The organism is Pseudomonas sp. B21-017 (assembly GCF_024749245.1).
Classification (GTDB): domain Bacteria; phylum Pseudomonadota; class Gammaproteobacteria; order Pseudomonadales; family Pseudomonadaceae; genus Aquipseudomonas.
This window is the reverse complement of the sequence record NZ_CP087194.1, coordinates 1,638,601-1,663,560: the sequence shown is the minus strand read 5'-3', so window position 1 is coordinate 1,663,560 and position 24,960 is coordinate 1,638,601. Positions and strand designations below refer to the sequence as shown.

Annotated in this window: 25 protein-coding genes; 9 read left to right on the top strand and 16 right to left on the bottom strand. The window is 59.8% G+C overall.

What is annotated here, in order from left to right:
- Positions 1-8: 8 nt before the first annotated feature.
- From lpxK to LOY28_RS07315, 4 genes are all read right to left on the bottom strand, one after another.
- The gene (gene lpxK / locus LOY28_RS07330) at positions 9-1,019 is read right to left on the bottom strand and encodes a tetraacyldisaccharide 4'-kinase (RefSeq protein WP_018926234.1); all 1,011 of its coding nucleotides are present in this window, start codon (positions 1,017-1,019) and stop codon (positions 9-11) included.
- Positions 1,019-1,447: a biopolymer transporter ExbD gene (locus tag LOY28_RS07325; RefSeq protein ID WP_018926235.1), complete on the bottom strand. Its 429-nt coding sequence runs from the start codon at positions 1,445-1,447 to the stop codon at positions 1,019-1,021. Before LOY28_RS07325 ends, lpxK begins: the two co-directional genes overlap by 1 nt.
- Positions 1,444-2,079 carry a MotA/TolQ/ExbB proton channel family protein gene (locus LOY28_RS07320; protein WP_007941964.1) on the bottom strand — a complete coding sequence of 212 codons (636 nt, stop codon included), beginning with the start codon at positions 2,077-2,079 and terminating at the stop codon, positions 1,444-1,446. Before LOY28_RS07320 ends, LOY28_RS07325 begins: the two co-directional genes overlap by 4 nt.
- Before the next feature lie 97 nt (positions 2,080-2,176).
- Positions 2,177-4,411 carry a DNA internalization-related competence protein ComEC/Rec2 gene (locus LOY28_RS07315; RefSeq protein ID WP_258613279.1) on the bottom strand — a complete coding sequence of 745 codons (2,235 nt, stop codon included), beginning with the start codon at positions 4,409-4,411 and terminating at the stop codon, positions 2,177-2,179.
- Between the two features lie 136 nt (positions 4,412-4,547).
- On the opposite strand from LOY28_RS07315, the gene LOY28_RS07310 reads away from it, so the two are divergent.
- Positions 4,548-5,069, top strand: coding sequence for a DUF2062 domain-containing protein (locus tag LOY28_RS07310; RefSeq protein WP_018926237.1), 522 nt, complete (start codon positions 4,548-4,550; stop codon positions 5,067-5,069).
- A gap of 71 nt (positions 5,070-5,140) precedes the next feature.
- Here the strand turns inward: LOY28_RS07310 and LOY28_RS07305 are convergent, their stop codons facing one another.
- The 4 genes from LOY28_RS07305 to LOY28_RS07290 all read right to left on the bottom strand — a co-directional run bounded on the left by LOY28_RS07305 (position 5,141) and on the right by LOY28_RS07290 (position 8,309).
- Positions 5,141-5,920 (bottom strand): ABC transporter permease, encoded by a 780-nt coding sequence (locus LOY28_RS07305; protein WP_018926238.1) that lies wholly within the window; start codon positions 5,918-5,920, stop codon positions 5,141-5,143.
- Positions 5,917-6,849, bottom strand: coding sequence for an ABC transporter ATP-binding protein (locus LOY28_RS07300; protein ID WP_018926239.1), 933 nt, complete (start codon positions 6,847-6,849; stop codon positions 5,917-5,919). The genes LOY28_RS07305 and LOY28_RS07300 overlap by 4 nt, the downstream gene beginning before the upstream one ends.
- 133 nt (positions 6,850-6,982) lie before the next feature.
- Entirely contained in the window at positions 6,983-7,606 is a 624-nt protein-coding gene (locus tag LOY28_RS07295) for a glutathione S-transferase family protein (RefSeq protein WP_018926240.1), read from the bottom strand.
- A gap of 43 nt (positions 7,607-7,649) precedes the next feature.
- Positions 7,650-8,309, bottom strand: a complete 660-nt coding sequence (locus LOY28_RS07290) for a transglutaminase family protein (protein ID WP_192350883.1) — start codon at positions 8,307-8,309, stop codon at positions 7,650-7,652.
- 237 nt (positions 8,310-8,546) lie between these two features.
- On the opposite strand from LOY28_RS07290, the gene LOY28_RS07285 reads away from it, so the two are divergent.
- Both LOY28_RS07285 and LOY28_RS07280 read left to right on the top strand, forming a co-directional pair.
- The gene (locus tag LOY28_RS07285) at positions 8,547-11,003 is read left to right on the top strand and encodes an acyl-CoA dehydrogenase (protein ID WP_258613278.1); all 2,457 of its coding nucleotides are present in this window, start codon (positions 8,547-8,549) and stop codon (positions 11,001-11,003) included.
- A 108-nt stretch (positions 11,004-11,111) separates the two neighbouring features.
- Entirely contained in the window at positions 11,112-11,519 is a 408-nt protein-coding gene (locus LOY28_RS07280; RefSeq protein WP_007938686.1) for a PA2817 family protein, read from the top strand.
- Between the two features lie 67 nt (positions 11,520-11,586).
- Here the strand turns inward: LOY28_RS07280 and LOY28_RS07275 are convergent, their stop codons facing one another.
- Complete coding sequence (locus LOY28_RS07275) at positions 11,587-12,585, bottom strand: LysR family transcriptional regulator (RefSeq protein ID WP_258613277.1); 999 nt, start codon at positions 12,583-12,585, stop codon at positions 11,587-11,589.
- Positions 12,586-12,675: 90 nt separating this feature from the next.
- On the opposite strand from LOY28_RS07275, the gene LOY28_RS07270 reads away from it, so the two are divergent.
- The 6 genes from LOY28_RS07270 to LOY28_RS07245 all read left to right on the top strand — a co-directional run bounded on the left by LOY28_RS07270 (position 12,676) and on the right by LOY28_RS07245 (position 17,740).
- On the top strand, positions 12,676-13,302 hold the full coding sequence (locus LOY28_RS07270; RefSeq protein ID WP_258613276.1) for an alanyl-tRNA editing protein: 627 nt from the start codon (positions 12,676-12,678) through the stop codon (positions 13,300-13,302).
- Between the two features lie 92 nt (positions 13,303-13,394).
- Entirely contained in the window at positions 13,395-14,165 is a 771-nt protein-coding gene (locus LOY28_RS07265) for a 2OG-Fe(II) oxygenase (protein ID WP_019581187.1), read from the top strand.
- 1 nt (position 14,166) lies between these two features.
- The gene (locus LOY28_RS07260) at positions 14,167-14,805 is read left to right on the top strand and encodes a LysE family translocator (RefSeq protein ID WP_138866990.1); all 639 of its coding nucleotides are present in this window, start codon (positions 14,167-14,169) and stop codon (positions 14,803-14,805) included.
- A 572-nt stretch (positions 14,806-15,377) separates the two neighbouring features.
- Entirely contained in the window at positions 15,378-16,607 is a 1,230-nt protein-coding gene (locus LOY28_RS07255; RefSeq protein ID WP_064616561.1) for a type II and III secretion system protein family protein, read from the top strand.
- 122 nt (positions 16,608-16,729) lie between these two features.
- Positions 16,730-17,446: a tetratricopeptide repeat protein gene (locus tag LOY28_RS07250; protein WP_258613275.1), complete on the top strand. Its 717-nt coding sequence runs from the start codon at positions 16,730-16,732 to the stop codon at positions 17,444-17,446.
- Between the two features lie 18 nt (positions 17,447-17,464).
- Entirely contained in the window at positions 17,465-17,740 is a 276-nt protein-coding gene (locus LOY28_RS07245) for a DUF3613 domain-containing protein (RefSeq protein ID WP_258613274.1), read from the top strand.
- Between the two features lie 203 nt (positions 17,741-17,943).
- On the opposite strand, the gene LOY28_RS07240 is transcribed toward LOY28_RS07245, so the two are convergent.
- From LOY28_RS07240 to LOY28_RS07210, 7 genes are read right to left on the bottom strand one after another with little or no spacing between them, the layout of a single operon-like run.
- Positions 17,944-18,906 carry a type II secretion system F family protein gene (locus LOY28_RS07240; RefSeq protein WP_019650407.1) on the bottom strand — a complete coding sequence of 321 codons (963 nt, stop codon included), beginning with the start codon at positions 18,904-18,906 and terminating at the stop codon, positions 17,944-17,946.
- Between the two features lie 29 nt (positions 18,907-18,935).
- Positions 18,936-19,922, bottom strand: a complete 987-nt coding sequence (locus tag LOY28_RS07235) for a type II secretion system F family protein (protein WP_019650406.1) — start codon at positions 19,920-19,922, stop codon at positions 18,936-18,938.
- Entirely contained in the window at positions 19,919-21,358 is a 1,440-nt protein-coding gene (locus tag LOY28_RS07230; protein ID WP_019650405.1) for a CpaF family protein, read from the bottom strand. The genes LOY28_RS07235 and LOY28_RS07230 overlap by 4 nt, the downstream gene beginning before the upstream one ends.
- Before the next feature lie 3 nt (positions 21,359-21,361).
- Entirely contained in the window at positions 21,362-22,582 is a 1,221-nt protein-coding gene (locus tag LOY28_RS07225) for an AAA family ATPase (protein WP_258613273.1), read from the bottom strand.
- Positions 22,576-23,070, bottom strand: coding sequence for a TadE/TadG family type IV pilus assembly protein (locus LOY28_RS07220; RefSeq protein ID WP_019650403.1), 495 nt, complete (start codon positions 23,068-23,070; stop codon positions 22,576-22,578). The genes LOY28_RS07225 and LOY28_RS07220 overlap by 7 nt, the downstream gene beginning before the upstream one ends.
- Positions 23,070-23,549 carry a TadE/TadG family type IV pilus assembly protein gene (locus LOY28_RS07215; RefSeq protein ID WP_026345951.1) on the bottom strand — a complete coding sequence of 160 codons (480 nt, stop codon included), beginning with the start codon at positions 23,547-23,549 and terminating at the stop codon, positions 23,070-23,072. Before LOY28_RS07215 ends, LOY28_RS07220 begins: the two co-directional genes overlap by 1 nt.
- An 8-nt stretch (positions 23,550-23,557) precedes the next feature.
- Positions 23,558-24,895, bottom strand: a complete 1,338-nt coding sequence (locus LOY28_RS07210) for a TadE/TadG family type IV pilus assembly protein (RefSeq protein WP_019650401.1) — start codon at positions 24,893-24,895, stop codon at positions 23,558-23,560.
- Between the last annotated feature and the right edge of the window lie 65 nt (positions 24,896-24,960).

The window sequence follows — 24,960 nt, the reverse complement described above, 5'->3', positions numbered from 1 at the left end:
AAACGGAGTTAAGGCAAAAGACGAGCCGGCAACAGGCGCATCAGCTGCGTATCGAACCAGGCCACGAAGGCCGGCGATGGCGCAGCATCGACCGCCAGGTACCACCAATCGGCGGCGGCGAAGGCACGGCACTTCACCGCGTCCTTTTCTGTCATCACCACTGGCAATGACGGTGTGAAATTCAAGGCCTGCACGCTGTATTCGGCGTGGTCGGCAAATGCATGGGGCACTGGCCGCCAGTGTAGCGTTTCGAGGGTCGTGAAGAAACGCCGGGGATTGCCGATCCCGGCCACGGCGTGCAGGGCCTGACCAGCGGGAAAGTGGTCCAGAGGCCGCCGTTCGCCGCTGTGCAGGTTGACCAGTTCGGTGGGTTGCAACTGGAAGGCAAAACCGTCTTCGCGATCATTGGCAGCGCCGTTGTACAGCACTGCATCGACGCTTTGCAGGCGCTCGACCGGTTCGCGCAATGGTCCGGCGGGCAGACAACGGCGGTTGCCCAAGCCGCGAGCGGCGTCGATCAGCACCAGTTCCAGGTTTCGAGCCAGCCGGTAATGCTGCATACCGTCGTCGGAGAGGATCAGGTCCAGCGGCTCACTCGCCAGCAAGGCTTTGACCGCACGGCTGCGGTCCGGGTCGATCATCAGCGGCACGCCGGTGCGCTGGACGATCAACAGCGGCTCATCGCCCGCCACGTCCGCGCCTTGATCCGCCGCGACCCGCCACGGCAATTGCGGCGGTTTGGCGCCGTAACCACGGCTGACCACACCCACCCGCAGACCGCTGCGCTGGCAGTGCTGGATCATCCACAGAATCAGCGGCGTCTTGCCCGTGCCGCCCACCGTGATGTTGCCGACCACGATCAGCGGCACCGGCGACTGATAGATCTCGCCCTCGCCCGCCAAAAAGCGCTCGCGCTTGCCAGTGACCACGCGTCGATACAGCCATTCAAGAGGCTGCAACAGCTTCAACGCCGGATGACCTTCGTACCATGCGGCGAGCAATCGATCGGACATGGCCATCAGGACGCCGGCGCCGCCTCGACAGTGGTCATGCGCAAGTGGCTGAAACCGAGCTTGCCGGCAGCGTCCATCGCGGTGATGACGGACTGATGGGGGGTTTTGCCATCGGCGCTGATGGACAAAGGCAGATTGGTGTCGCCATTGGATTCTTTCTGTAGCGCTTCCATCAGGCTGGTGAGGTCGTTCTTCGGCAACAGCTGGTTATTGACCGAATACGCCCCGTCGGCGCTGATGGCGATGTCCAGTTGCTTGAGCTGCTGGTCTTCGGCCGGGGAGCCGCTGACCGCTTCCGGCAGGTCGACGCGCAACTGGGTTTCACGGGTGAAGGTGGTGGTCACGACGAAAAACAGCAACAGGATAAACACCACGTCGATCAGCGACGCGAGGTTAATGTCTACCGTTTCCCGTGGTTTACGACGGAACTTCACGCTTTACCCTCGGCCAGGTCCACGTCGCGATCGCCCTGAATAACCTCGACCAGTTTGATCGCCTCTTGCTCCATGCCCACCACCAGCTCATCGATCCGGCGTTGCAGGAAGCGGTGGAAGAACACGGCCGGGATACCGACCATCAGGCCCGCGGCGGTGGTGATCAAGGCCTTGGAAATACCCCCGGCCAGCACCGCGGCGTTGGTGCCCATGCCCGTGCCCATGAACGCACTGAAAATATCGATCATGCCCAGCACCGTACCCAGCAGCCCCAGCAACGGAGCCATGGCGGCGATGGTGCCCAAGGCGTTGATGTAACGTTCGAGCTCATGAATCACCCGCGCGGCGGCCTCTTCGATGCACTCTTTCATGATCTCGCGACCATGCTTGGAGTTCGCCAGACCGGCAGCGAGGATCTCGCCCAGCGGAGAGTTGGCGCGCAACTCCTTGAGTTTTTCTTTATTGAGTTGCTTGTCCTTGATCCAGACCCAGACCTGCCCGAGCAAGTGCTCCGGGGTCACGCGGCTGGCGCGCAGGGTCCAGAGACGCTCGGCGACGATCGCCATGGCCGCGATGGAACTCAGAATGATCGGCAGCATCATCCAGCCGCCGGATTTGACCAATTCCCACACAGTGACAGTCCCCTCGAAAAAGTGCGCCACTCTAACATAGGGGTTGGGCGCACCGAAGACCGCGATGTCGCATCCGGTCGGGCTTTAATGACGCGGGCTACTGGCGCAATGCTGGCGGATCGCGCCAGAAACGCCGTTCCTGAAGCATCGTCCAAGGTGGTTTGAAGCGCCCCAGTTGTAGACGAATGGCACCCTGCTCGGCGCTGTCGTAGATCGCCATGCCACGCTTTTGATAACGCGCCACGACTGTGGGATGGGGATGACCGAAAGAATTACCGTTGCCACGGGAAATCAGCACCGCTTTAGGCAGCAGAGCGCTGAGCAACGCCATCGAAGATGAACTGCGACTGCCGTGGTGCGGGGCCTGCAACCAGTCCGTCGGCACCGCCAATGGACCTTCGAGCAGCACCCGCTCGGCCGCGGTATCGATATCGCCGGTCAGCAACAACCGCTCGCCGTTGGCTTCGATGTGCAGCACGCAGGATTTCTGATTGCTGTCGCTGGCCGACGACCACTGCCAGAGCTGGAACCGCACGTCGTCCCAGGTCCACTGTTGACCGCTCTCGCAGCCCTCGGCATGTAGCTCCTCCGGCAGGGCCAGTGGGTCGCCACTCAGTACCCGAGTCACCGGCACACCGCTGGCAATCGCTCGCGCACCGCCGGCGTGATCGGCGTCGGCATGGCTGATCAGCATCAGATCAAGTCCATTCACCCCCAGTTTGCGCAATGTTGGCAACACCACCCGCTCACCCAAGTCGATATCGCCGAACCGTGGCCCGGCGTCATACAGCAGAGTGTGATGGCGGGTGCGCACCAGAATGGCCAACCCCTGGCCGACATCCAGTTGCCAGATTTCGGCGACGCCTTCAGGCAGCGTGTGCCGGGGCGCAAAAACCAGCAACAGCAACATCGGCCAGCCCAGCAGGCGCAACGGCACCCCCGGTGGCAGTAACAGCAGAAATGCGCCCAGCGCGCCGAACGCCCAAACCCACAACGGAACCGCCACCGGCACCCACGCGGGCAATTGCCCGGCCACCAACACCAGCCCCTTGAACAAAAGGTCGATCAGACCGCCAGCTAACCACAGTAACCCCTCGCCCACATAGGGAACGGGCAACAGCAGCGTTCCGAGCAAGGCCGGCGGCAAGACCAGCAGGCTGATCCAGGGCACCGCCAGAAGATTGGCCAGCGGCCCGCTGAGACTGATCGGCAACCCCAGTACCAACAGCAGCGGGCACAGACCGATTGCGATCAGCCATTGGGCACGGGTCCAGGTTTGCCACCAACGCCACGGGCCCAATCGCCCACCAAAGGTGAAAATCAGCACCGCTACTGCCGCAAAGGACAACCAGAAACCCGGTTGCAGGCTTGCCAGCGGGTCCAGCAGCAAAACACCGTCAAGCGCCAGCAACAGCGGCCACCAGGCGCCGAGGTGACGAAACCGTAGCCGCCACAACAACAGCAGACCAATCATCAGGCAGGCCCGACGCACCGGCACCTCGAAACCGGCCAGCAGCCCATAACCGAGCGCCGCCGCGAACGCCAGCCCACACGCCCATGGCAGCCACGGCAAGCGCCTAGGCCATAAGCCATAGCGCGCCAGCCCGGCGATCAGCAGATACACCAGCCCCGCCAGCAAACCAATGTGTTGCCCGGAAATCACCAACAGATGCACGGTGCCGGTGTCTTGCAGCACCTGCCAGTCCTCACGGCTCAGCCCGGCGCCGTCCCCCAGCACCAACGCCGTCAGCGCTCCCGTTCGCCCGTGCGCATCCACGGCCTGCAAACGCTGACGAATGCCGTCGCGCCAGGCCCACTGCGCTTGCCCCAGTCGCTGACCGTCCTTGACGGTCCCAGTGGCGCCAATACGTTGGGCCAGCAACCAGGCGTCGTAATCAAAACCATGAGGGTTGAGCAGCCCGGCAGGACGCTTCAATTTGACTGCCAGCCGCCACCGCTCGCCACTGTTGACGGGCGGCCCGCCATACCAGGCCAGACGCAGGTGCCGGGGCAGTTGGGTGCGACGCGACTGACTGTCTGTCAGTTCGAAACGCACTACACCCTCGGCCTGCTGCGGCAACCCGGTAACCCGGCCTTCGACCCAGCGAGTCTCGCCATCGAGCTTCAGCGCCAGGCGATCATCCAGCGCCCACTGCGCATTCGCACACGCCCAACTGAAGCCAAACAACCAAAATGCCAGTGGAAAGGTTCGAAACGGCAACAACATCAAACCCACTACCGGCAACAACAGCCACAACCCTGCCGGCGGCAGTGCCGGCAAAAAACGCAGGGCCAGCAGACCCAACGCCAGCGCCATCATCCCTGTGCGCATAAGCCCGTCCTTGAGAGTCCCCTCCCTAGGCTTAGCCGTCGCGCCGCACAGGCGTCGTTAACAATTGTCACAAAGTCTGAATGGGCGGTTCGTAGAATCCAGACATACTTGCCACCTTAACCGACCGAGAAGCCTTATGCCCCGGCGCTTATTCAAACGCTACATGCCAGACCCGACCAGCATCAGGGAACACAAATCCTTACGCTTTCTTGGCACCCTGCTGCATGACCCGAACCTCTGGCACCTCAATCGCCATTCCGTCGCGCGGGCCATGGCCGTCGGCCTGTTCGCGGCGTTCCTGCCCATCCCGTTGCAAATGCTGTTGGCGGCCATCCTCGCCATCGTGGTGCGCGGCAACATGCCGATAGCGGTCAGCCTGGTCTGGCTGACCAACCCGATCACCATGCCGGCGGTGTTCTTCTGCACCTACCAGACCGGCGCCTGGTTGATGGACGTCCCCGCCAGGAGTTTGCCGGACGAGTTGACCTGGGCATGGATCAGCGGCGAGCTCTCGACTTTGTGGCAACCGTTTTTACTGGGTTCGGTGGTAACGGGGCTGGTGCTTGGGGCGTTGGCTTATTGTCTGGTGATGATGTATTGGCGCTGGTGGGTGAGTCGGCAGTGGGCACGGCGTAAGCGCAGCCGGATGCAGGAATGAAAAACGGCCTCCACTTGGGAGGCCGTTTCTTTTTGCGCTGTTTGCCCGCGAAGGCCGTGACACGGTCTTGATCAGGTACGCATCCCGCGCCCACTCACCAGCAGCCGCGCACAACCGATGTACAGCACAACAGTCGCTACCAGCATGAAAGCGATCGCCACGCTGATCTTGATGTCCGACACGCCAAGAATGCCGTAACGGAAGGCGTTGACCATGTGCAGCACCGGGTTGGCCAGCGAAACGGTCTGCCAGAACGGTGGCAACAGGCTGATCGAGTAGAACACCCCGCCCAGGTACGTCAGCGGTGTCAGCACGAAGGTCGGGATGATCGAGATGTCATCGAAATTGCGCGCAAATACCGCGTTGATGAAACCCAGCAACGAGAAGATCGTCGCCGTCAGCAGCACCACCAGAACGGTCACGCCCAGGTGATGCACCTGTAGCGTGGTGAAGAACAGCGACAGCAGCGTCACGATGAGCCCGACCATCAACCCGCGCAGCACGCCGCCCAGGGTGTAGCCGATCAGAATCGTATGGGGCGACACCGGCGACACCATCAGTTCTTCGATGGAGCGCTGGAACTTGCTGCCAAAGAAACTCGACACCACGTTGCCATAGGAGTTGGTGATCACCGACATCATGATCAGCCCCGGCACGATGTACTCCATGTACGTGAAGCCACCCATGCCGCCGATCTGCCGACCGATCAGATTGCCGAAGATCACAAAGTACAGAACCATGGTGATGGCTGGCGGCAGCAAAGTCTGCGGCCAGATCCGGGTGAAGCGCTTGACCTCACGGTAAACGATGGTATTGAGGGCGACGAGGTTGGGTTGCAGCTCGGAACTCATACCGCCACCTTCGACAGATTTTTCTCCACCAGGGACACGAACAACTCCTCAAGGCGATTGGTTTTGTTACGCAGGCTCAACACTTCGATGTTCTGCTGCGCCAACTGGGTGAACAGCGCGGTAATGCCCATGGCCTTGTCGACCTGGACTTCCAGGGTATGACTGTCGATCAGTTTGGCCGGGTAACCAAGCAACTGCGGCGCCACTTGCAAGGTGTTCTTCAGGTCCAGCAGGAACGTCTCGACATGCAGTTGGCTGAGCAACTGCTTCATGCTGGTGTTCTCGACAATGGTGCCGTGGTCGATGATGCCGATGTTGCGGCACAACTGCTCAGCCTCCTCCAGGTAGTGGGTGGTGAGGATGATGGTGATGCCTTTCTTGTTCAGTTCAGTGAGGAAGGTCCACATCGAGCGACGCAATTCGATGTCCACCCCCGCCGTCGGTTCGTCGAGGATCAGCAGGCGTGGCTCGTGAACCAGCGCCCGGGCGATCATCAGTCGGCGCTTCATGCCGCCGGACAGGGAGCGTGACGGCACATCGCGCTTGTCCCACAACCCCAGTTGGGTCAGGTACTGCTCGGCGCGTTCCTTGGCGATTCTCGCCGGGATGCCGTAGTAACCGGCCTGGGTCACGACGATGTCGAAGGTCTTTTCGAACTGGTTGAAGTTGAACTCCTGGGGCACCACACCAATGCAGCGCTTGAGCGCCGCTGGTTCCTTGTCCAGGTCGTGACCGAACACATTCACCGTGCCGCTGGTTTTGTTCACCAAGGTCGAGATAATGCCGATGGTCGTGGATTTGCCGGCGCCATTCGGGCCGAGCAAAGCGAAAAAGTCACCTTCGGCGACGTCCAGATCGATACCACTCAAGGCCTGGAAACCGTTGCCGTAGGTTTTGGTTAGCTGCCGGATGGACAGAGCGGAACTCATATCGGATTTACGCACCAGGAAGGGAAGAAAGGAATAAATAAGGGCGGGCGGCGAGCAATGCAACCGCGGCGCATGAGCGCAATGGTGCTTGTCGCCGCCACACAAGTACAGTCACGCGTGTTGATAGTGAGTATTAAGTCAACGCGGTCATGACGGCTTTGCGATAGGCCGGACGCTGTTTCAACCGTGCGTACCAGGCTTCGAGATGAGGCAGCGGCGCGCGCTCGATCGGCATCTCGAACCAGGCATAAATGAAGCTGCCCAAGGGAATGTCGCCCATGCCGATCTCATCGCCCGACAGGTATGGCTTAACCGCCAGCGCTTGATCGGCCATCGACAGCAGATCGTCGCACTCCTTGATCGCAGCCTTGATGGCCGGCCAGTCCTGCTGCTCTTGCGGGGTGCGCAACACGCCCCAGAACACCGTGCGAAACGGCGCGGCAAAACTTGAGGTGGTCCAGTCCATCCACTTTTCGGCCGAGGCACGGGCTTGCAGGTCCGTCGGATACCAGGCAGTGCCGCTGGCATGGCGAGCCACCAGGTAACGCACGATGGTGTTGGATTCCCACAGCACGAAGCCGTCGTCTTCGATCACCGGCACGCGACCGTTGGGATTCATCGCCCGGTACTCAGGCGTGTCGACCACGCCAAAGGCACCGCCGGCGTCGATGGCTTCATAGGCCAGGCCCAGCTCTTCGGCGGCCCACAACGGTTTTCTGACATTCGACGAATTTTTCCGACCCCAGATTTTCAGCATGACCGCCCCTTGTTGGATGAATGCGCAGGCAGCATACGCCGGATCAGGCGCGACTCAAATCGCTCTGCATGTCACCCAGTTGCAGCGGCAGCCGCTCGCCGAACAAATGCGGATAGCACTTTTCCAGGTGCTCGAAAAAAAACGCTTCAGGCACATCGGTGAACTGGCCGTGATCGACCAGGTATTCCATCAGTTGCTCGCCGTCACGGTTGAAGGGATGGAACACACTGTCGTTGATCCCGTCGAACTCCAGCGGCGCGACATTGAACAACTCGCAGAGTTGTTGATTGAAAGCCGGCGTGGCTTTAACCCAATGGTCGTCCAGATACAGCTCGGTGTAGCCGTGCATGGCGAACACATCGCTCTTGAGCAGTTCGAGCAGGCGCGGCGTCGACAGGTGATTGCGCACATCCGCCAGACCGATACGCGCCGGGATCCCGCAATGCCGAGCGCAACCTGCCAGCAGCGTGGCTTTGGGCACGCAATAACTCTCCCCGGCCGCCAGCGCATAGCTGCCGCGCAAGGTCTGCGGATCACGGCTGAAGGTGTAGGGGTTGTAGCGCACGGCCTCGCGCACGGCGTAATAGAGATTGATCGCCTGCTCCTGCGGATCGCGCCCGGCGCCACGATGTTTTTCGGCGAACTCCACCACCGAGGGATGGTCACTGTCGATGAAGCGGCCGGGGCTCAGATACGCGTGCATGGGAGCTATCTCCTGGGGGAAGCCACGAGTCTAGCGACACCTTCAGCACAGAGATAACGACGTTTCGGCCAAATATCAGCGCTTGCCCGCCCTGTTGACGAGCCCTGCATCGAAATAACTGACGAAGTCCGGCCGTTTCGTCCTACAAGCTCAACCCGATCGCTCCGACCACCCACTTTTATGGATGCCGTCTAAGCTCTGAGAGTGGTTTTGCCCCTGGCTTCAGGAGAATTAATTATGCTGCTGTTGTGGATACTGGTTCTGGTGGTCGGGATTGCCTGGCTGGCACATCGCCGCACCGCGCCTCTGCCCGCTTTGGGCATCATCGCTGTCTATCTGCTGGCGATGGGCATCTTCAGACATGCCAGCCATGCCCCCATCTGGCTACTGCTGATTTTCTGGGTGTTGCTCGCGGCCGTGGCCGCCCCCCTGTTGCTGCGGGACCTGCGCCGAAAACTGTTCACGGCGCCCATATTCAACTGGTTTCAAAAAAACCTGCCGCCCATGTCGCAAACCGAGCGTGAAGCCATTGAAGCCGGCACGGTCTGGTGGGATGGCGAGCTGTTCAGCGGTCGTCCTGACTGGAACAAGCTGCTGGCCTATCCAAAAGCGCAGCTGAGCGAAGAGGAACAGGCGTTTATCGATGGCCCGACCGAAGAGCTCTGCGCGATGGTCACCGATTGGCAGATCGGCCAGTTGATGGATCTGCCGCCCAAGGCCTGGGATCACATCAAGCAGCATGGCTTTTTTGCCCTGATCATTCCCAAGGAGTACGGCGGCAAAGGCTTCTCGGCTTATGCGCACTCCCAGATCGCGATGAAACTGGCGACCCGCAGCGGTGACCTGGCCTCCACCGTCATGGTGCCCAACTCCCTCGGCCCGGCGGAACTGCTGCTGCACTACGGCACCGACGAACAACGCAATCATTACCTGCCACGGCTGGCCCGCGGCGACGATATCCCCTGCTTTGCCCTGACAGGCCCGATGGCCGGTTCCAACGTCGGGGGCATGACCGACACCGGGGTGATTTGCAAAGGTGAATGGGAAGGCCAGGAAACCCTTGGCTTGCGCCTGAACTGGGAAAAACGCTACATCACCCTCGGTCCGGTGGCGACCTTGATCGGCCTGGCCTTCAAGGCCTATGACCCGGACCATCTATTGGGTGACAAAGTCGACCTGGGGATCAGTCTCGCCTTGATTCCAACCCAGACACCCGGTGTAGACATCGGTCGCCGTCACTTGCCGCTGGGCGCCGCCTTCATGAACGGCCCGAACGCCGGCAAGGATGTGTTCATACCGCTGGAGTTCATCATTGGCGGTCAGGAAATGCTCGGCGAAGGCTGGATGATGCTGATGAACTGCCTGTCGGTCGGGCGTTCCATTTCGCTGCCTGCCATCGGTACCGCCGCGGGCAAGTTCAGCAGCCTGGTGACAGGACAATATGCGCAGGTTCGCGAACAATTCAACGCACCGCTGTCAGCCTTCGAAGGGATTCAGGAAGCACTGGCGCGGATCGGCGGCAGTACCTGGCTGATGGACAGCGCGCGGATGCTCACCGCCAACGCCGTCGACCTCGGCGAAAAGCCGTCGGTGCCCTCCGCCATCATCAAATACCACCTCTCCGAACGCGGTCGCGAGTGCATCAGCCACGCCATGGATGTTCACGGCGGCAAGGCCATCATCATGGGCCCGAACAACTATCTCGCGCGTAGCTGGCAAGGTGCGCCCATTTCCGTCACGGTCGAAGGTGCGAACATCCTGACACGCAACCTGATGATCTTCGGCCAGGGGGCTATTCGCTGCCATCCGTTCGTGCTCAAGGAAATGGCCCTTGTCCACCGCGAAGACAAACAACAGGCGTTGATCGAATTCGACGCCCTGCTGCTCAATCACATTGGTTTTGCCGTGAGCAACGCCGCCAGCACCCTGGTGCTGAACCTTGGCTTCGGGCATTTCGAACACATGCCCGGGGACAAGCTCAGCCAACGCTACGTGCGCGCCCTCAACCGTCAGGCCGCAGCATTTGCCATGCTTGCAGACCAGTGCATGATGCTGCTGGGCGGCGACCTGAAACGCCGCGAACGCTTGTCCGCACGTCTGGGCGATGTGCTCAGCTACCTGTATCTGGCCTCCGCCGCGCTCAAGCGATATCACGATCTCGATTCGCCGGAGCATATGCGTCCGTTGTTCGCTTGGGCGATGGAAGAGAGCCTCGGCCAGTCCGAGCGTGCGCTGGACGAACTGCTGACCAACTTTCCGAACAAGGTACTCGGCTGCTTGCTGCGGGTACTGGTGTTCCCGTTCGGTCGCCGGCACAGAGGCCCGTCGGACAGACTGGCGGCCAAAGTCGCCGCAGTCCTCGGCCGCGCCAAGGGCGACCCGACCCTTGAGGAGTTATTGGCGGGCTGCTATCGCCCGCAATCGACAGAGGATCCGGTCGGCGCCTTGCAGCACGCCTGCGACTTGCTGAACGCCGCCAAACCGCTACAGAAAAAACTCAACACGGCGCTGAGAAGTCGCCAGGTCAAACCCACTGTCGGGGAGTCTGTCATCGATGCCGCACTGGAGGCTGGCGTCTTGCAACCGGTTGAAGCGGAGACCTTGCGTGAGGTGGAGGTGGCGCGGCGCAAGGTGATCGACGTCGATGATTTCGATAAAGAGGTGCTGGTGCTGGGCAAGGGCAAGGTCCGCTAATCCAGAGGACCGTGTGTCGCCTTACCATCATGGGGCGCTTTACCCTGTGAAAAAGGGGCGCGGGAGCTTTATACTCCTGCGCCCGTTTTGCTCTTGAGGACTTATCTCGTGTCCAATGTCGTTGCCGATCATCTCGTCTTGCTCGACCACCTGCGCAGTATCCTGGTCGCCGTAGGTGAGGCCGAACAGGTTCCCGAAGAAAGCCATGCCTTGTTCCTGGAGCGCTTCGACGAACTGCGTGCGTTGCTGCCGGTCGACCCGATCGAAAGCCAATACCTGGGCCAGGACATCCTGTGCCAGATCATCACCCGCTATCCGCAAATCGCCCACCTGGTGCCGCGCGATCTGCTGTGGTACTTCGCCGGTGACTGCCTGCACTACATGCCCGATGATGAAATCGACCTGTACCAGGCACTGGAAGAACGTCGCTTCGAAGCCGAACAGAACGATGAACCGTTCGACTGGAATCAGGAAAAACAGCTGCTGGCGATGTCGAACCAGGACAGCAAGCACTGATCTCCAATCAGTAACGCAAAAGGCCCGCATGGTTAATCATGCGGGCCTTTTTTTGGCCGGGTAAAGATCAAAGCAACCCATCACTCTCCGGCAACTCATACGCTGCCACGCCCTTGCCCATCGCGCTTGGCTTGCCCGGATTGCTCAAGGTCGGCTCCTTCTCCAGGCATTCCACCAGATAGTCGATGAATACCCGTAACTTGGGCGGCAGATAGCGGGTGGGCGAATGCAGCAGCCAGGCGCCTCCGTGGTAGGACGCCAGAAAGGTCCAGTCCGGTAATACCTGCACAATCAGCCCCTGTTCCAGCGCATAACGGGCGGTGAAGTACGGCAGGCTACCGATCCCGATGTGTTGCAATACCGCGCCCAATCGCACGCCCGTGTGATTGGCGGCGTAACGTCCGCGCACGCCGACGGTCACGGCTTTACTGCCTTTTTTGAACTTCCAGCGCGCATCGCTCGGGGTTTCGCCCAGATAGATGCAGCTGTGATTGAGCAAGTCGTGGGGATGAGTCGGTGTGCCGTGCTCGGCCAGGTACTGCGGCGTGGCGCAGAGCAAATGGTCGATGGTCAACAATTGGCGCCCCACCAGCCCCGCAGGGGGCCGATCGGTAATACGGATGGCCAGGTCGACGTTGTCATCGATCAAATCCACTTGGCGGTCCTCGAGCAACAACTCCACATCCACTTTGGGATAACGCCGCAGAAACTCCGGCATATGTGGATGAATCACAAATCGCCCGACGGCCTTGGGCACGCTGACGCGCACCAGCCCTTCCGCTTCCTGGGTGAACTGACCGCTGATTTCCATCACCGACTTCGCCGCGCTGACCATCTCCTGGCAGCGCTTGAACACCTCTTCGCCTCCGTCGCTCAGGCGCAGCTTGCGCGTGGTTCGTTGCAACAAACGCGTGGCAAGCGCCTTCTCCAGCCGCGAAATGCTGCGACTCACCGCCGAGGGTGAAGACCCCAACTGACGCGCCGCTTCGGAGAAACTGCCGGTTTCGACAACCTTGACGAAAATCGCCATTTCACCGAGCAGCGGCAGGGGAAGATTTATGCTCACAGCGCAACAGTCCTTTGATGATTGAACGGATTATCACGCAATTCCACGGTTCATATAATAAAAATAGAAACTTTAATAAGGGCATGGAATATGACGCTTCGCCTCTTTTTCCATAGTGATGACCTCAGGGCCAATGTGGAAGTCCTGGATTGCACGCCCTATGAGCACGAGTTCGCCGTGGTGCTGCGCGCCACTCTGTTTCACCCTCAGGGCGGCGGGCAACCCTGTGACACCGGCTGGATCGGCGAAAGCCAGGTGCTGCGCGTGGTGCAGGAAACGGAGCGGATCATCCATTTCGTCGACCACCCGGTAAAACTCGGCATGATCCAGATTCGGGTCGACGAGCAACGCCGCCAGTTCAATACGCGCATGCATTCGGCGGGGCACCTGATCGGTCACTTCGTCCAGGCCATGGGCTGGATGCCGATCAAGGCTCATCACTGGCCGGATGAAGGACGTGTGCAATTCAAACCGGGCGATGGCGCGCAGGAGGTTGATGCCCAGACGATTCAGCACGGCATCAAGCAATGGATCGCCCATGATCTGCCACGCTTGACGTCGTTGCGCGAAGGCGCCCGTGAAATCGGTTTCGGTGAGCTGCCCGCCTACGGCTGCGGCGGCACCCATGTACGTAGCCTGAAGGATTTGGGCAAGGTCACGATCGCTTCCCTTTCGCAGAAAAAGGGAACGCTGTCAGTCCACTACCACGTGGATTGAGCTTTTGGGCGATGTCGACCCCGTCATCGCCTGACGCCGGAGGAGCCTGCGTTCGCGGGCTCTGTTGACTATCTGATAGATGGACCTAAGACATGATGCTTGACGTCGAGCGTCTCGATGAGACGTGCATACAAAAACTGGCCAACGAAGAAGTCCTCGCCATCCGCGTCAGAGGCTTGTTGCCTCGGCCACTGGCGATCCAGATCGGCGACAAGATCCTCGCCCCCGGCTTCGAAGGCTACATCAACGCACCGAGCATCGGTCGTATCGGCATGGCGTTTTACGAAGCGGAAAACCAGCCACTGCTGATCGAAGACTATTTCGAGCGCGCCACCAGCAACATTGCCGAGTTGCGCAGCCGTTGTGCGCCCTACTCCTCGCCTGTCGACACCCTGCGCTGCATGCTCGATGAGTCCTGGCCGGCGGGGGCGCATCTGGAAAATCTCTATGGCCGCAAGATGTATGTGGGGCTATCGCGCGTGGTCAAACCCGGCGTGTGCTTCCTTGCCCATCACGACATTTTCGCCAAGGACGCCCCGGACAGCTTCCAGGCCAGAAGCCTGGAAGCGCAGTTCGCCTGCAATGTTTACCTGAACATGCCGACCGAGGGCGGCGCTTTGCAGATGTGGGACCACGACATTTCCCCGGACCAGTTCGACGAGATGCGTGGCGACAGTTACGGCATCGATCCGGCCTTGCTCGGCCCTCCGACCCTGGAGATTCGCCCTGAGCCGGGTGATTTCATCATGTTCAATTCACGCCGCATGCACTCGGTGACGCCGGGTGTGGACGATCCGCGATTGAGCCTTTCTTTCTTTGTCGGCTACCGCGGCAATGCATCCCCCCTGACTTTCTGGAGTTGAGATGTTTTCGAATTACCTGGGCGAGTTTCTGGCGCTGGCAACCATCCATTTTCTGGCCGTGGTAGCTCCCGGGCCGGACTTCGCCGTGACCATCCGCCAAAGCGTGCGTTTCGGGCGTTTAGTGGGCATCTGCACGGCGCTGGGCATCGGCGCGGGCATTTCCGTGCATGTGCTGTACACCTTGCTCGGCGTCGGCGCATTGATGCACACCACGCCTTGGCTATTGACGGTGGCCAAGGTGATCGGGGGGGCCTACATTTTGTACCTCGGTGTGAGCCTGTTGCGCAGCAAACCCAAAGTGGCGACTGAAGGCGACAACGGCGCGGCAGCGTCAACTGAGCAGCAGACCCTGTTCAAGGCCTTCAGCACGGGGTTTCTGACCAACGCCACCAACCCCAAGGCCACGCTGTTCTTCCTGGCGATCTTCACCACCATCATCAGTGCCTCGACACCGCTGCAGATTCAGGCGCTGTACGGGCTGTGGATGTGCTTCGTGAATGCCTTGTGGTTCGTGATCGTGGCGCTGTTCTTTTCCAGCGCCCGGGTGCGACTGCTGTTCATGCGTATGGGGCACTGGTTCGAACGAACCATGGGGGTGATCCTTATTCTGTTCGCCGGACGCCTGATTCTGTCCATGTAAGCCCTGCCGCCTTAGTTGCCTCGTCGAACCGCATTTTTTTGCCGCTCCAACGCCAGCAACATGGCTATCTCCACACTCGGCCCTGAAAGTTTTGTTTTAAATCGTGGCGCTTTGCTTTGTTTGAACTACCTTCAAACAAGAAGAAGTCATAACGGTTTGAATTTTGACGTTAGGTTCAGAGATCAGATAGCGAATTGGCAAAAGGAGTTACCTCACTATGATCCTGACAGGCGTTTACCGGCGCAGAGCTGTGATTGCCGGTTGCTTTTTAGGGGAGTCAGGTTGGCGGGAAGTGCCGCCTATAACCGCGATGGTTGTCGAGCCTGAGCCTGTTGCTCGGGTCGGCAGCCCAGGTATCTGGATCACTAAAAGCCGTTTTAGAAGGTCGCTCGCTGTTCATTCGGATCAGCGTATTGCACCTGCTTGCGTATAGCACCAAGGAATATTGCCGGGGGCATTAATCGTTAGTGGTAAGTGCTCTGGCGAGGTTGAGGGTCGACTCAGGCCCCTTGTAGTGATCCAAGGCAACTTGGTTTGCCTTGTAGATGGCCTATTCAGCGAGGATGCACTTAATGAGCTATCGTACCGTGCCCGCTTTCAAGCGAATTATCCATGGCCTGTTCTGGATGGGCCTCAGCGTGGACGCGGCTCAGGCCGCGGCGGCCAATTGTTCGCAGATGGACAGTATGCCGACAACGTTCGAGGTCGGTCAGGGGCTTCAGAGTGAACTGCGCACTCCGGTTCCGGTGACGCAACTGGCCGTGGGTGACCCGAAAATTGCCGATGTGCAACCCAGCGGCAACAACCCCAACGCCTTCCTGCTCACTGGTCTGACACCGGGCACCACCAGCCTGATGGTCTGGACCGGCTGTTCGAAAGAGCCGCGCCATAGCATGGTGTTCGTCAAGGGCCGGGCCACCTCGGCGCTGACCAGCGCGTCGACCGGACCTTACGAAGACCCGCTGCTGCCGAGCCAGGTACAGACCGATATTCGCTTCGTTGAAGTCAGCCGGACCAAACTCAAGGAAGCCTCAGCGTCTATTTTCGGCACCCGCGGCAACTTCCTGTTCGGCTCGCCGAGAACCTTGCCTACCATTGGCGGCGTCGTCACACCGTCGGTGCCGGTGGACAACGGCATGTTCAACCTCAACTTTGCTACCGGTAATACCCTGGTAGCGATCAACGCGCTGGAAGGCAGCGGTTTCGCCTATACCCTGGCGCGGCCAAGCCTGGTGGCGCTCAGCGGGCAGAGTGCGAGCTTCCTGGCCGGCGGTGAAGTACCGATTCCGGTGCCCAGTTCGGGCAGCGATAACATCTCCATCGAGTACAAGGAGTTCGGTATCCGCCTGACTCTGACGCCAACCATCATCGAGAAAAACCGTATCGCCCTGAAGGTGGCGCCGGAAGTCAGTGAACTGGACTTCACCAACGCCGTGAGCATCGCCGGCACCATAGTTCCGGCGCTGACCATACGCCGTACCGACACCAGCATCTCCCTGGCCGACGGCGAAAGCTTCGTCATCAGCGGCCTGATCAGCACCCGCAACAATTCCCAGGTGAACAAATTTCCGGGGCTGGGCGATATCCCGATTCTGGGCGCGTTCTTCCGCGACAACTCCGTCAACCGTGAGGAGCGCGAACTGCTGATGATCGTCACCCCGCATCTGGTCCAGCCCCTGGCGGCCAATGCACAACTGCCATCGTTGCCTGGCGAGCAGCTGCGCAATTACGACCCGAACTTCTACCGCATGTTCTTCCTAGAAAATGGTGATTTCGACAGTAAGACCGGGCTCTCGCAATGAACCGGAGCCAGACGCTGAACCGGGCTTTCGCCCTCACTCTTAACGGTGACCTTGAGCGCTTGGCGGGCCAGCTGTATTGCCATTGGCCAGGCGTTCAACGTGTTGTAGCCAGAGGACACTCGATGAAAGCAGTCATTGCAATAACGGCGACATTGATGCTCGCAGGTTGTGCCACCAACGGTATTGTTTCGCGACCGGGCAGTTGTGCCAAACCCGCTTCGGAGCAAGAGTTGGCCCTGAACCTGGCCGACAACATGGCCAACGAAGGCCGTTTGTATGCCAGCCTGGCGAACCTGGAAGGTTTGCCCGATGACCTGGTCCAGGTTCGTCTGCGCAAGGCCCGGGTGCTGCGCTTGATGGGGCGTAAAGATGCGGAGCCGTTGTATCAAAGCCTGCTCGGCACCTGTCTGGCCGCTGAAGGGGAACATGGCCTGGGCCAGTTGGCCGCGGCCAAAAATGATAACGCCGGCGCTACCACTCACCTCGAACGCGCGGTGAAGATGTCCCCCACCGACGACAAGATGCGCAATGACCTGGGGGTCGTCTACCTCAATCAGCGACGGATCCCTGAAGCACGCTTCGAGTTCATGACGGCCATGGAGCTCAAGCAGGCGGATTCACTGGCGGCACTCAACATGGTGACGCTGCTGATCTATCAGGATAACTGGAAGGCGGCTGCCGAACTCGCGAACCGCGCCAGCTTGAGTCCCCAGCAAGTTGCAGAGGCTCAAACCCGAGCGGAAAAACTCAAGGCCTCTGCCAAAAAAGCGGTGGCTTCCGAGGGGAATCGCAAGACTGAGGCCGTAGTCGATGCCTCAGCCAATACTGCGATCAAGTAGAACGTACGAGGAGTCGAGATGAATACCAAAGGGCTGTTGATTGTGTGCATGGCTTGCCTGTCCACCAGTGCCTGGGCTATTGAGCCAGGTCCCTCCTCGGCGCCGCAAAAGGGCACCGAACAGTGGATGCAGCTACAGATTCGTGGTGTGGTTGCCTCCCCTTTTCGACAAACTGCATCGGTCACTGAGCGTGACCTGTCCTTCCAGCGCTGGCTGAACAGCTTCACCCACCCGATTCCGGAATTCTTTAAGCAGGATGCGGCGGGGAAAATGACCACCGGTAGCAACAACTGAGGTAGTTCAATGGGTGATCAGCCTCTGGCATAGACCAGAGTAGCCTGGCTAAAAGGCCAGGCTTAATTATGTGTGCAGAAAAGTACAAATCAGTACGATGTGGGGCAGGCGATTGGAGTGAATGCCCCTCCGCTCGCCTGCCCCACATCGTACTGACGCAGCACTGTCACCTTGTTCGACCGCAAATCACTACTGCATCTTTTTTACTTACCGAATGCCTTGAATACTCCGATTATGGCGGGGCCAATGGCTATCAGGAAGAAGCTCGGCCACAGACAGAAAATCAGCGGGAATATCATCTTGGTGCCGATTTTCGCCCCCATCTCTTCGGCGGCCTGCGTACGCCGGTCACGGAACTCATCGGCATAGATGCGCAAGGTATCGGCCACGCTGGTACCAAAACGGATACTCTGTGCCAATAGGCTGACCAACCCTTGCACGTCCTCCAGACCGGTGCGCACAGCCAGTTGCTTGAGCGCCTCGGTACTGGAAATACCTGCGCGGACTTGCGCATTGACCAACGCCAGCTCTTCAGCCAGCTCAACCTGGCTGACCGACATCTCCTCAGCCACCCGCTCGATCGTCAGGGGTAAGGCCAGGCCCGACTCCACGCAAACCACCATCAGATCCAGGGCATCGGGAAAGGCCGCCCGCAGCCTGCCCTGCCTCGCCTGCTTGCGCTTTCCGACATATAAAGCAGGCACTAGCCACCCAATTGCAGCAGACATCAACACCACCCCCAATCCCGAAATCAGAGAAAGCTTGGGGATTATCGGCAACACCAACAGCGCTACGCCAACCAACACCAGTGGCAATAACAAGCGCACCGCCCAGTACATCTGGACCGCCGACGGTGAGCGGTAACCGGCGTGCATCAATAGGGTCTGGGTGGGCGACGTCTGGGCCGCCTCAGTCGAACCAAAGCGTTGACCGACCCGCTCCAGCAATAATTGCAGATTACTAGGTGCGTCCTGCCCTGCACTTCCTGAATGACCGCGCTTGATCAGCGCCAGACGACGCTGGACGGGATCCTGCAGTCCCAACAGCAGTAGCACCACAGTGATAACCGCGAGCACCGCACTCAGACTCATCGCACCGACAAACAACAGGCGTGCTATCTCCTCATTGCCTGTCACTCGATTGAACAACTCGAGCAAATAGTCCATGACCTGTACCTCCTAATGGCGAATGACGCTTAAACCTGAATCCGGATGATTCTGCGAATCCAGAAGATCCCGAGCAACATGGAACCAAAAGCCGCGAATATCAGCTTATGGCCTACCGGATCATTGAGCAGGATCGGCAAGTAGTTTGGGCTGGTGAGCACGATAATCACCGCCAGTACGAAGGGAATTGCCACCAGTATCCAGGCCGACATCCGCCCTTCGGCCGATAGGGTCTTGACCTTCCGCTGGAAGCGAAAGCGCCCGCGGATCAGCCGACTCAGACGCTCCAGCACCTCGGTAAGATTGCCGCCAGTCTCGCGATGGATGAGGATCGAGGTCACGAGCATCATCACCGTCATGCTCGGCATCCTCTCCAGCAGGCCGAGCATGGCCCTGCGTACATCGTTGCCATAGTTGATATCGGCGAAGGTCAGACCGAATTCATGAGCGACCGGTCCCTTGTGCTCCTCGGCGACCAAGCGCAGGGTTTCATTGAACGGGTGTCCGGCGCGCAGGGCCCGGCACATAGCATCCAACGCATCCGGAAGGCCTTCTTCAAATTCAGCGAAACGTTTGCCCCGGTCACGAGAAACTTTCAGCAGTGGTAACCAGAACACCGCGAAGCCCGCCAGCAGCGCCATCCACCAGACTGACGAGATCGTCCAGATCGAGATGCCCACACAGACGCTCAGTAGCAGCCCGAGCAAGATCACCCGATAAGCACGATATTCGTGGCCAGCCTGCTCGATCATCTGTGTCAGGCTCGCCATAAACGGCAACTGCTCGAGCATGGCCTCCAGTGGCGACAAGCGCGTCAGGTATTTCTGCCGCAACACCGTCTGCATGTTGGGCAAATTGTTGGCTTTTTCCAGTACATGCAAACGGCCGCGGATGCGCTTGCGCATCTTGCCCGCTTCGCCGAACACCGGCACCACCACGCCCTGGGACAAGAGGAACACGGCGATAAACACCATGCCCAGGAACATCACAATGAATTCAGCAGGAATATGGCTCATGGCTGCCGTGCCTCCATCCATTCAGGCCTGAACATCGTCAGCGGCAACTCGATGCCGCGCTTGGCCAGCACATCGCGGAAGGCCGGAATCATGCCGCTGGGGCGATAATCGCCAAGCACTTCACCGTTTTCACCCATGCCCTGGCGCGCAAAGGAGAAAATTTCGGTCATGGTGATGATCTCGCCTTCCATACCGTTGATCTCCTGCACACTGACCAGTCGACGCTTGCCGTCCTCCTGGCGTTCCAACTGGATCACCACATCAATGGCCGACGCGATCTGCTGACGCATGGCCTTGATCGGGAAGGTCGCCCCGGTCATCGACACCATGTTTTCGATACGCCCCAGTGCATCGCGCGCGGTGTTGGCGTGGATCGTGGTCAACGAGCCATCGTGGCCGGTGTTCATGGCCGTCAGCATGTCCAGCGCCTCGGCGCCACGCACCTCGCCAATCACAATGCGGTCCGGACGCATCCGCAAACTGTTGCGCACCAACTCCCGCTGGCTGACCTCGCCACGCCCCTCGATGTTCGAAGGCCGGGTTTCCAGGCGCACCACGTGGGGTTGCTGCAGTTGCAATTCGGCCGAGTCTTCGATGGTGACGATCCGCTCGTTGTGCGGGATGAAACTGGACAACACGTTGAGCATGGTGGTCTTGCCGCTGCCGGTGCCGCCGGAAATCAGCACGTTCAGGCGCCCGCGGACAATCGCCTTGAGCAGCAGCGCAATGGCCGGGGTCAATGTCCCCACCTGAATCAGGCTGTCGGTATTGAGCAGGTCCACCGCAAAGCGGCGAATCGAAACGCTCGGGCCGTCGATGGCCAGCGGCGGGATGATTGCATTGACCCGCGAACCATCCTTGAGCCGGGCATCCACCAATGGCGAGGACTCGTCGATACGCCGCCCCAGGCTGGACACGATGCGGTCGATGATGTTCAGCAAATGCTGATCATCGCGAAAGCGCACATCGGTCCGTTGCAGTTTGCCGAAGCGCTCGACATAGACTGAGGCATGGCCGTTGACCAGAATGTCGGAAACACTGTGATCTGCCAGCAACGGTTCCAATGGACCCAAGCCAAGCACCTCATCGGTGATCTGCTTGATGATCAACTGGCGGCTGGAAGAGCTCACCGGTGCCGAATGTTCATCAAGCAGGCGCTGGCAGATATCACGAATCTGCCGCGCGGCCTCGGCTTGTTCAAGGGCGTCCAGCAAGGACAGGTCCATGACCTTGAGCAATTGCTGGTAGATTTTTTCCCGCCATTCGGCTTCCACCGGAGTGACCTGGCTTCTGGTTTCGTAAAGAACGTCCGGTGTTGCACGCTCCCACGCCATTATTTCCTCTGCCGGATCCAGCAGGTCGTCGCCCTGAGCAGCTGACGATGCTGCGGGTTTACCGGACTGTTTGCGCAAGCGGTTACGAAAGTCGCTGATCATGGGTCATCCCCCGAAGAAACGGTTGAAGGCGCGTTTGAGTAAGCCTTTGTTCCCGGCCACCTGTTGACCGACCAGGTCCTCGGTCATGTCGCGCAGGGCGGTAGTAATCGCGGCCCTCGGCGCATGCAGCCCCAACGGCACGCCAGTGTTCTGACTCTGGCTGACCAGGTTGAAGTCGTTGGGTAATTTCGACAGATTGGTGCAGCGCAGTGCCTCGCCGATATCCTTGAGGCTGATCGCTGCGGCCTTGTCATAGCGGTTGACCACGATCTGCAACTGATCGCCGCGCACGCCCAGGTCGTCGCGAAGAATCCGCACCAGGGAGCTGGCATCGCGCAGATGACTGACGCTCTGCTGCACCACCACGTACACCCGATCCACCTGTTCCAGCACGGAGCCGGTGAGGTGGTCGATTTGTCGCGGCAGGTCGATCACCACCCAGTCGTAGCTGGCGCGGGCCAACTGCAACAGGGTGTCAAGTTGCTCGGGTTGGGCATCCTGCGGCAGGCACAGCTCACCGGCCCGACCACCCAGCACATGCAAGGTGGGGCTGAAGTGGCTGCAAAAACCGCGTAGCGCGACGCTGTCCATGCCATCGATCTGATGCAACACCTCGAGATGGCTGTGCGTCTGCGCCACGTCCAGGTAATGCGTCACGCTGCCGAATTGCAGGTCCATGTCCAGCAGCAGGGTGCTGCCGCCCTTGACGCTGAGCTGTTGAGCCAGGTTGCAAGCCAGCAAGGTTCCGCCGGAGCCGCCCTTGGCGCTCATCACGGCGATCAATTTCCCTTCTGTCCCGCTGCCGGTTCGAACCTCCATGACCAGGCGATTCAAGGCGGCAACCAATTCGGTCTCGGCGATAGGCTCCGGCAGCACGTCACGAGCGCCGGCCTGCATCGCCAGACGCATGCCTTCCTGCTCGCTCAGCAGGCCGCACACCAACATCGGTGGACGCTCATGGGCCGGACGCTGCAACAGCGCCGCCAGTTCTTCGCGCCACAGATGGCTGACGCGCAACAGCAACAGATCGGGCATACGGTCCAGGCCGTAGAGCGGGTCGACATGCCCATTGCTCACCAGGCGAGTGCTCACCTCCAGGCAGGGCATGCGCTGGCAGACGCTCTGCAAATCGCGCAACGAGGTGGCATCACGACTGCTGATCAGCAACCGCAGCCCGGTCTTGCCGGTCGAGCTGGAAAGCGGGGTGTCCTTGGTATTCAGCATGGTGTGATCTCCCCGGAATCGGAATGACGCCCGAGGCTTTCGCGTGGCAAGGTTGCCTTGAATGCAGGCAAGGTAATGGGCACGCCGAACCCGGGAATAAACAGATTGAAAACAAAGCCTTGCAGACTCAACTGGACATAGCGGATGGCACGAAAACCAGTGGCGCTGACCAGGTCGCCGGGATTGGCCACCACAGCACCGTTGACGTCCAGATAGGTCAACGTCAGGTTGGTGGTGGCAAGATTGCTGATGATCTGGCTCGTACCGGCGTCGGTCGCGGCATTGAAGATCGCCCGCCGCAACACCACCGGATCGCTGATGTTGCACACCGCTGCCAGGCGTGCACCACGCCGCGCGGCTTCATCCAGCGCATTGACCGTGAAGTACAGCCGGCCAATTTCCAATACGCCGAACAACAGCGTGAACATCAACACGCCAATGATGGCGAACTCCACCGCATAAGTGCCGCGCATGCGTTTGCGATTCATCACAGTGCCCTCATGACGGTAGTGGCGACCAGGGGAATGCTCAGCGCAATCGGGTTACCAAAGAAACCGGGAAGCGATCCGGTGCAATTGCCACCGCCAATCACCGGGCAGAACGTATAGGTGATGGTGACCCGCACATGCTCAGTACCCACAGCGGCGACGACCACGTTGCCAGTCGTCAATCCTGACAACACTGCGGTTCCGCTCTGGCTGGGAACCCCGTAGACCGCAACGTTTTTCGTCTGGGTCTGCAGCGTATTGCTCACGGAAACAGCGCCGAGCGTCGAGTCCCAGGCTTTGCTGGCGATGAAGCGGTCGGCATCGCGACTGGCCTGTAGCAGAACGTTGTACTGATAGATCATGCGGCCGAACTCACCGAAGGCCAGCAACAACAACAGCAACAGCGGCAGGGCGAGGGTGAATTCCACCATGGCCAGGCCTTGCTGGCGCCGCGGATATTTAAACGCGTGAAGTCTCATGACGCCCCCTACGAGTCAGTGCTCGGAGTGCCGCTGCCATTGATATAGGTTTTGTAGAGCTGAATGATCTGCGGGCCGACATCGCTCGTCGGATTAGGACCGGGCACGTTGTCGCCTTCGCACTCTTTCACAAACTGGCCGAATATCTGCGACTCCGTACCGCCGTTACTCATGGGCTGCACCACGAAATAGCAACCGAAACCCAGAACGGGGACAGAGGTGGTACCGCCCTGTTTACCGGTGCAGTTGCCCACCACGATTTTCAGCATCCGGCGCTCGAACACCCCATTGCTCTGACAGCCACTGCCGGACCCGGCCACACACGCGGCGGTGCTCGCACGCCAGTCGTTGTAGTCCAGTATCGCGTTGGTACCTGCGGTGAGATTGCCATTGCTCGAGGTGACGGCTTGCCCCTTGTACTTCGCGGTGACTACGGCGTCGTAAGTCATCGCGGGAGTGCTGTACGTCGTCACCATGTCTGGCGGATAGTCCGAGGCACTGACTGGGCCGTTGTAGATACCGAAGCGCGTATTCAGGCCTTGAGAGGTAGGACCGACCTTGTTGCCAGGGGCCGTCTGGACATTGTCCCCGACATTGCGGCAAACCGAGCCACCTCCGGCCAGGTCGTCCCTGACCGTACTGCCGCCCGAACCAAAATCGAGCAACTGGAAGTTGCCTGGACCAATGGGCGACGAATTGCCGGCAGCTGTCTTCAATACCTGCAAATCACCAAATTTGAAGCCCCAGAACATGCCGGCGGCCGGGTCGTATTTAGTCGGGTCGCCACAAACCATCAAAGGGGCGAGATCACACGGGCTGGTAGGACTGGGGCCTGCGGTGGCGATTGCCGACACCGCTTTGTTCCCCAAGCCGCTAGTGCCAAAGGTCTGGACGAAGCTCCAGAAAAAACCCGTCAGGCTATAAGTCGGTACCGATACCCGAACGTATTTGGCATTCGCCGGCCCAGGATAGGCAAACGGGCCATAGACGCTGCTAGCCAGTTCCACCACCGCAAAGGTACCTATGTTGCCACCGATAGCCGTTGCCAATTCGCTATTACCCGTGGCATTGGCATTTTGCGTCAGCGTATTGAGTGCGGCAGTGCGTGCCGCGCTGGCCATGTTGGCACCACCTGCCACCTGAAGCAGGGTTTTGGCGCCACTCAGGGCGGCGGCATCCACAGCGTTTTGCAGGCGCGTCTTGTTCAACAACATGTGGCTCACGTCCAGAGCCAGACCCGCCATCATTAAAATCGCCGCCAACGCGATTACCATCAACACGCTCACCGATCCTTCCTGGCGCCTTGGCGTCGCAGTGAACGGCTGCTGAATACGAAGATTCATCATCAAGCCCTCATTTACCGAAACTGGTCCGGATCGGCTCCGCCAATACCTGGATGCCCAGCGCACCC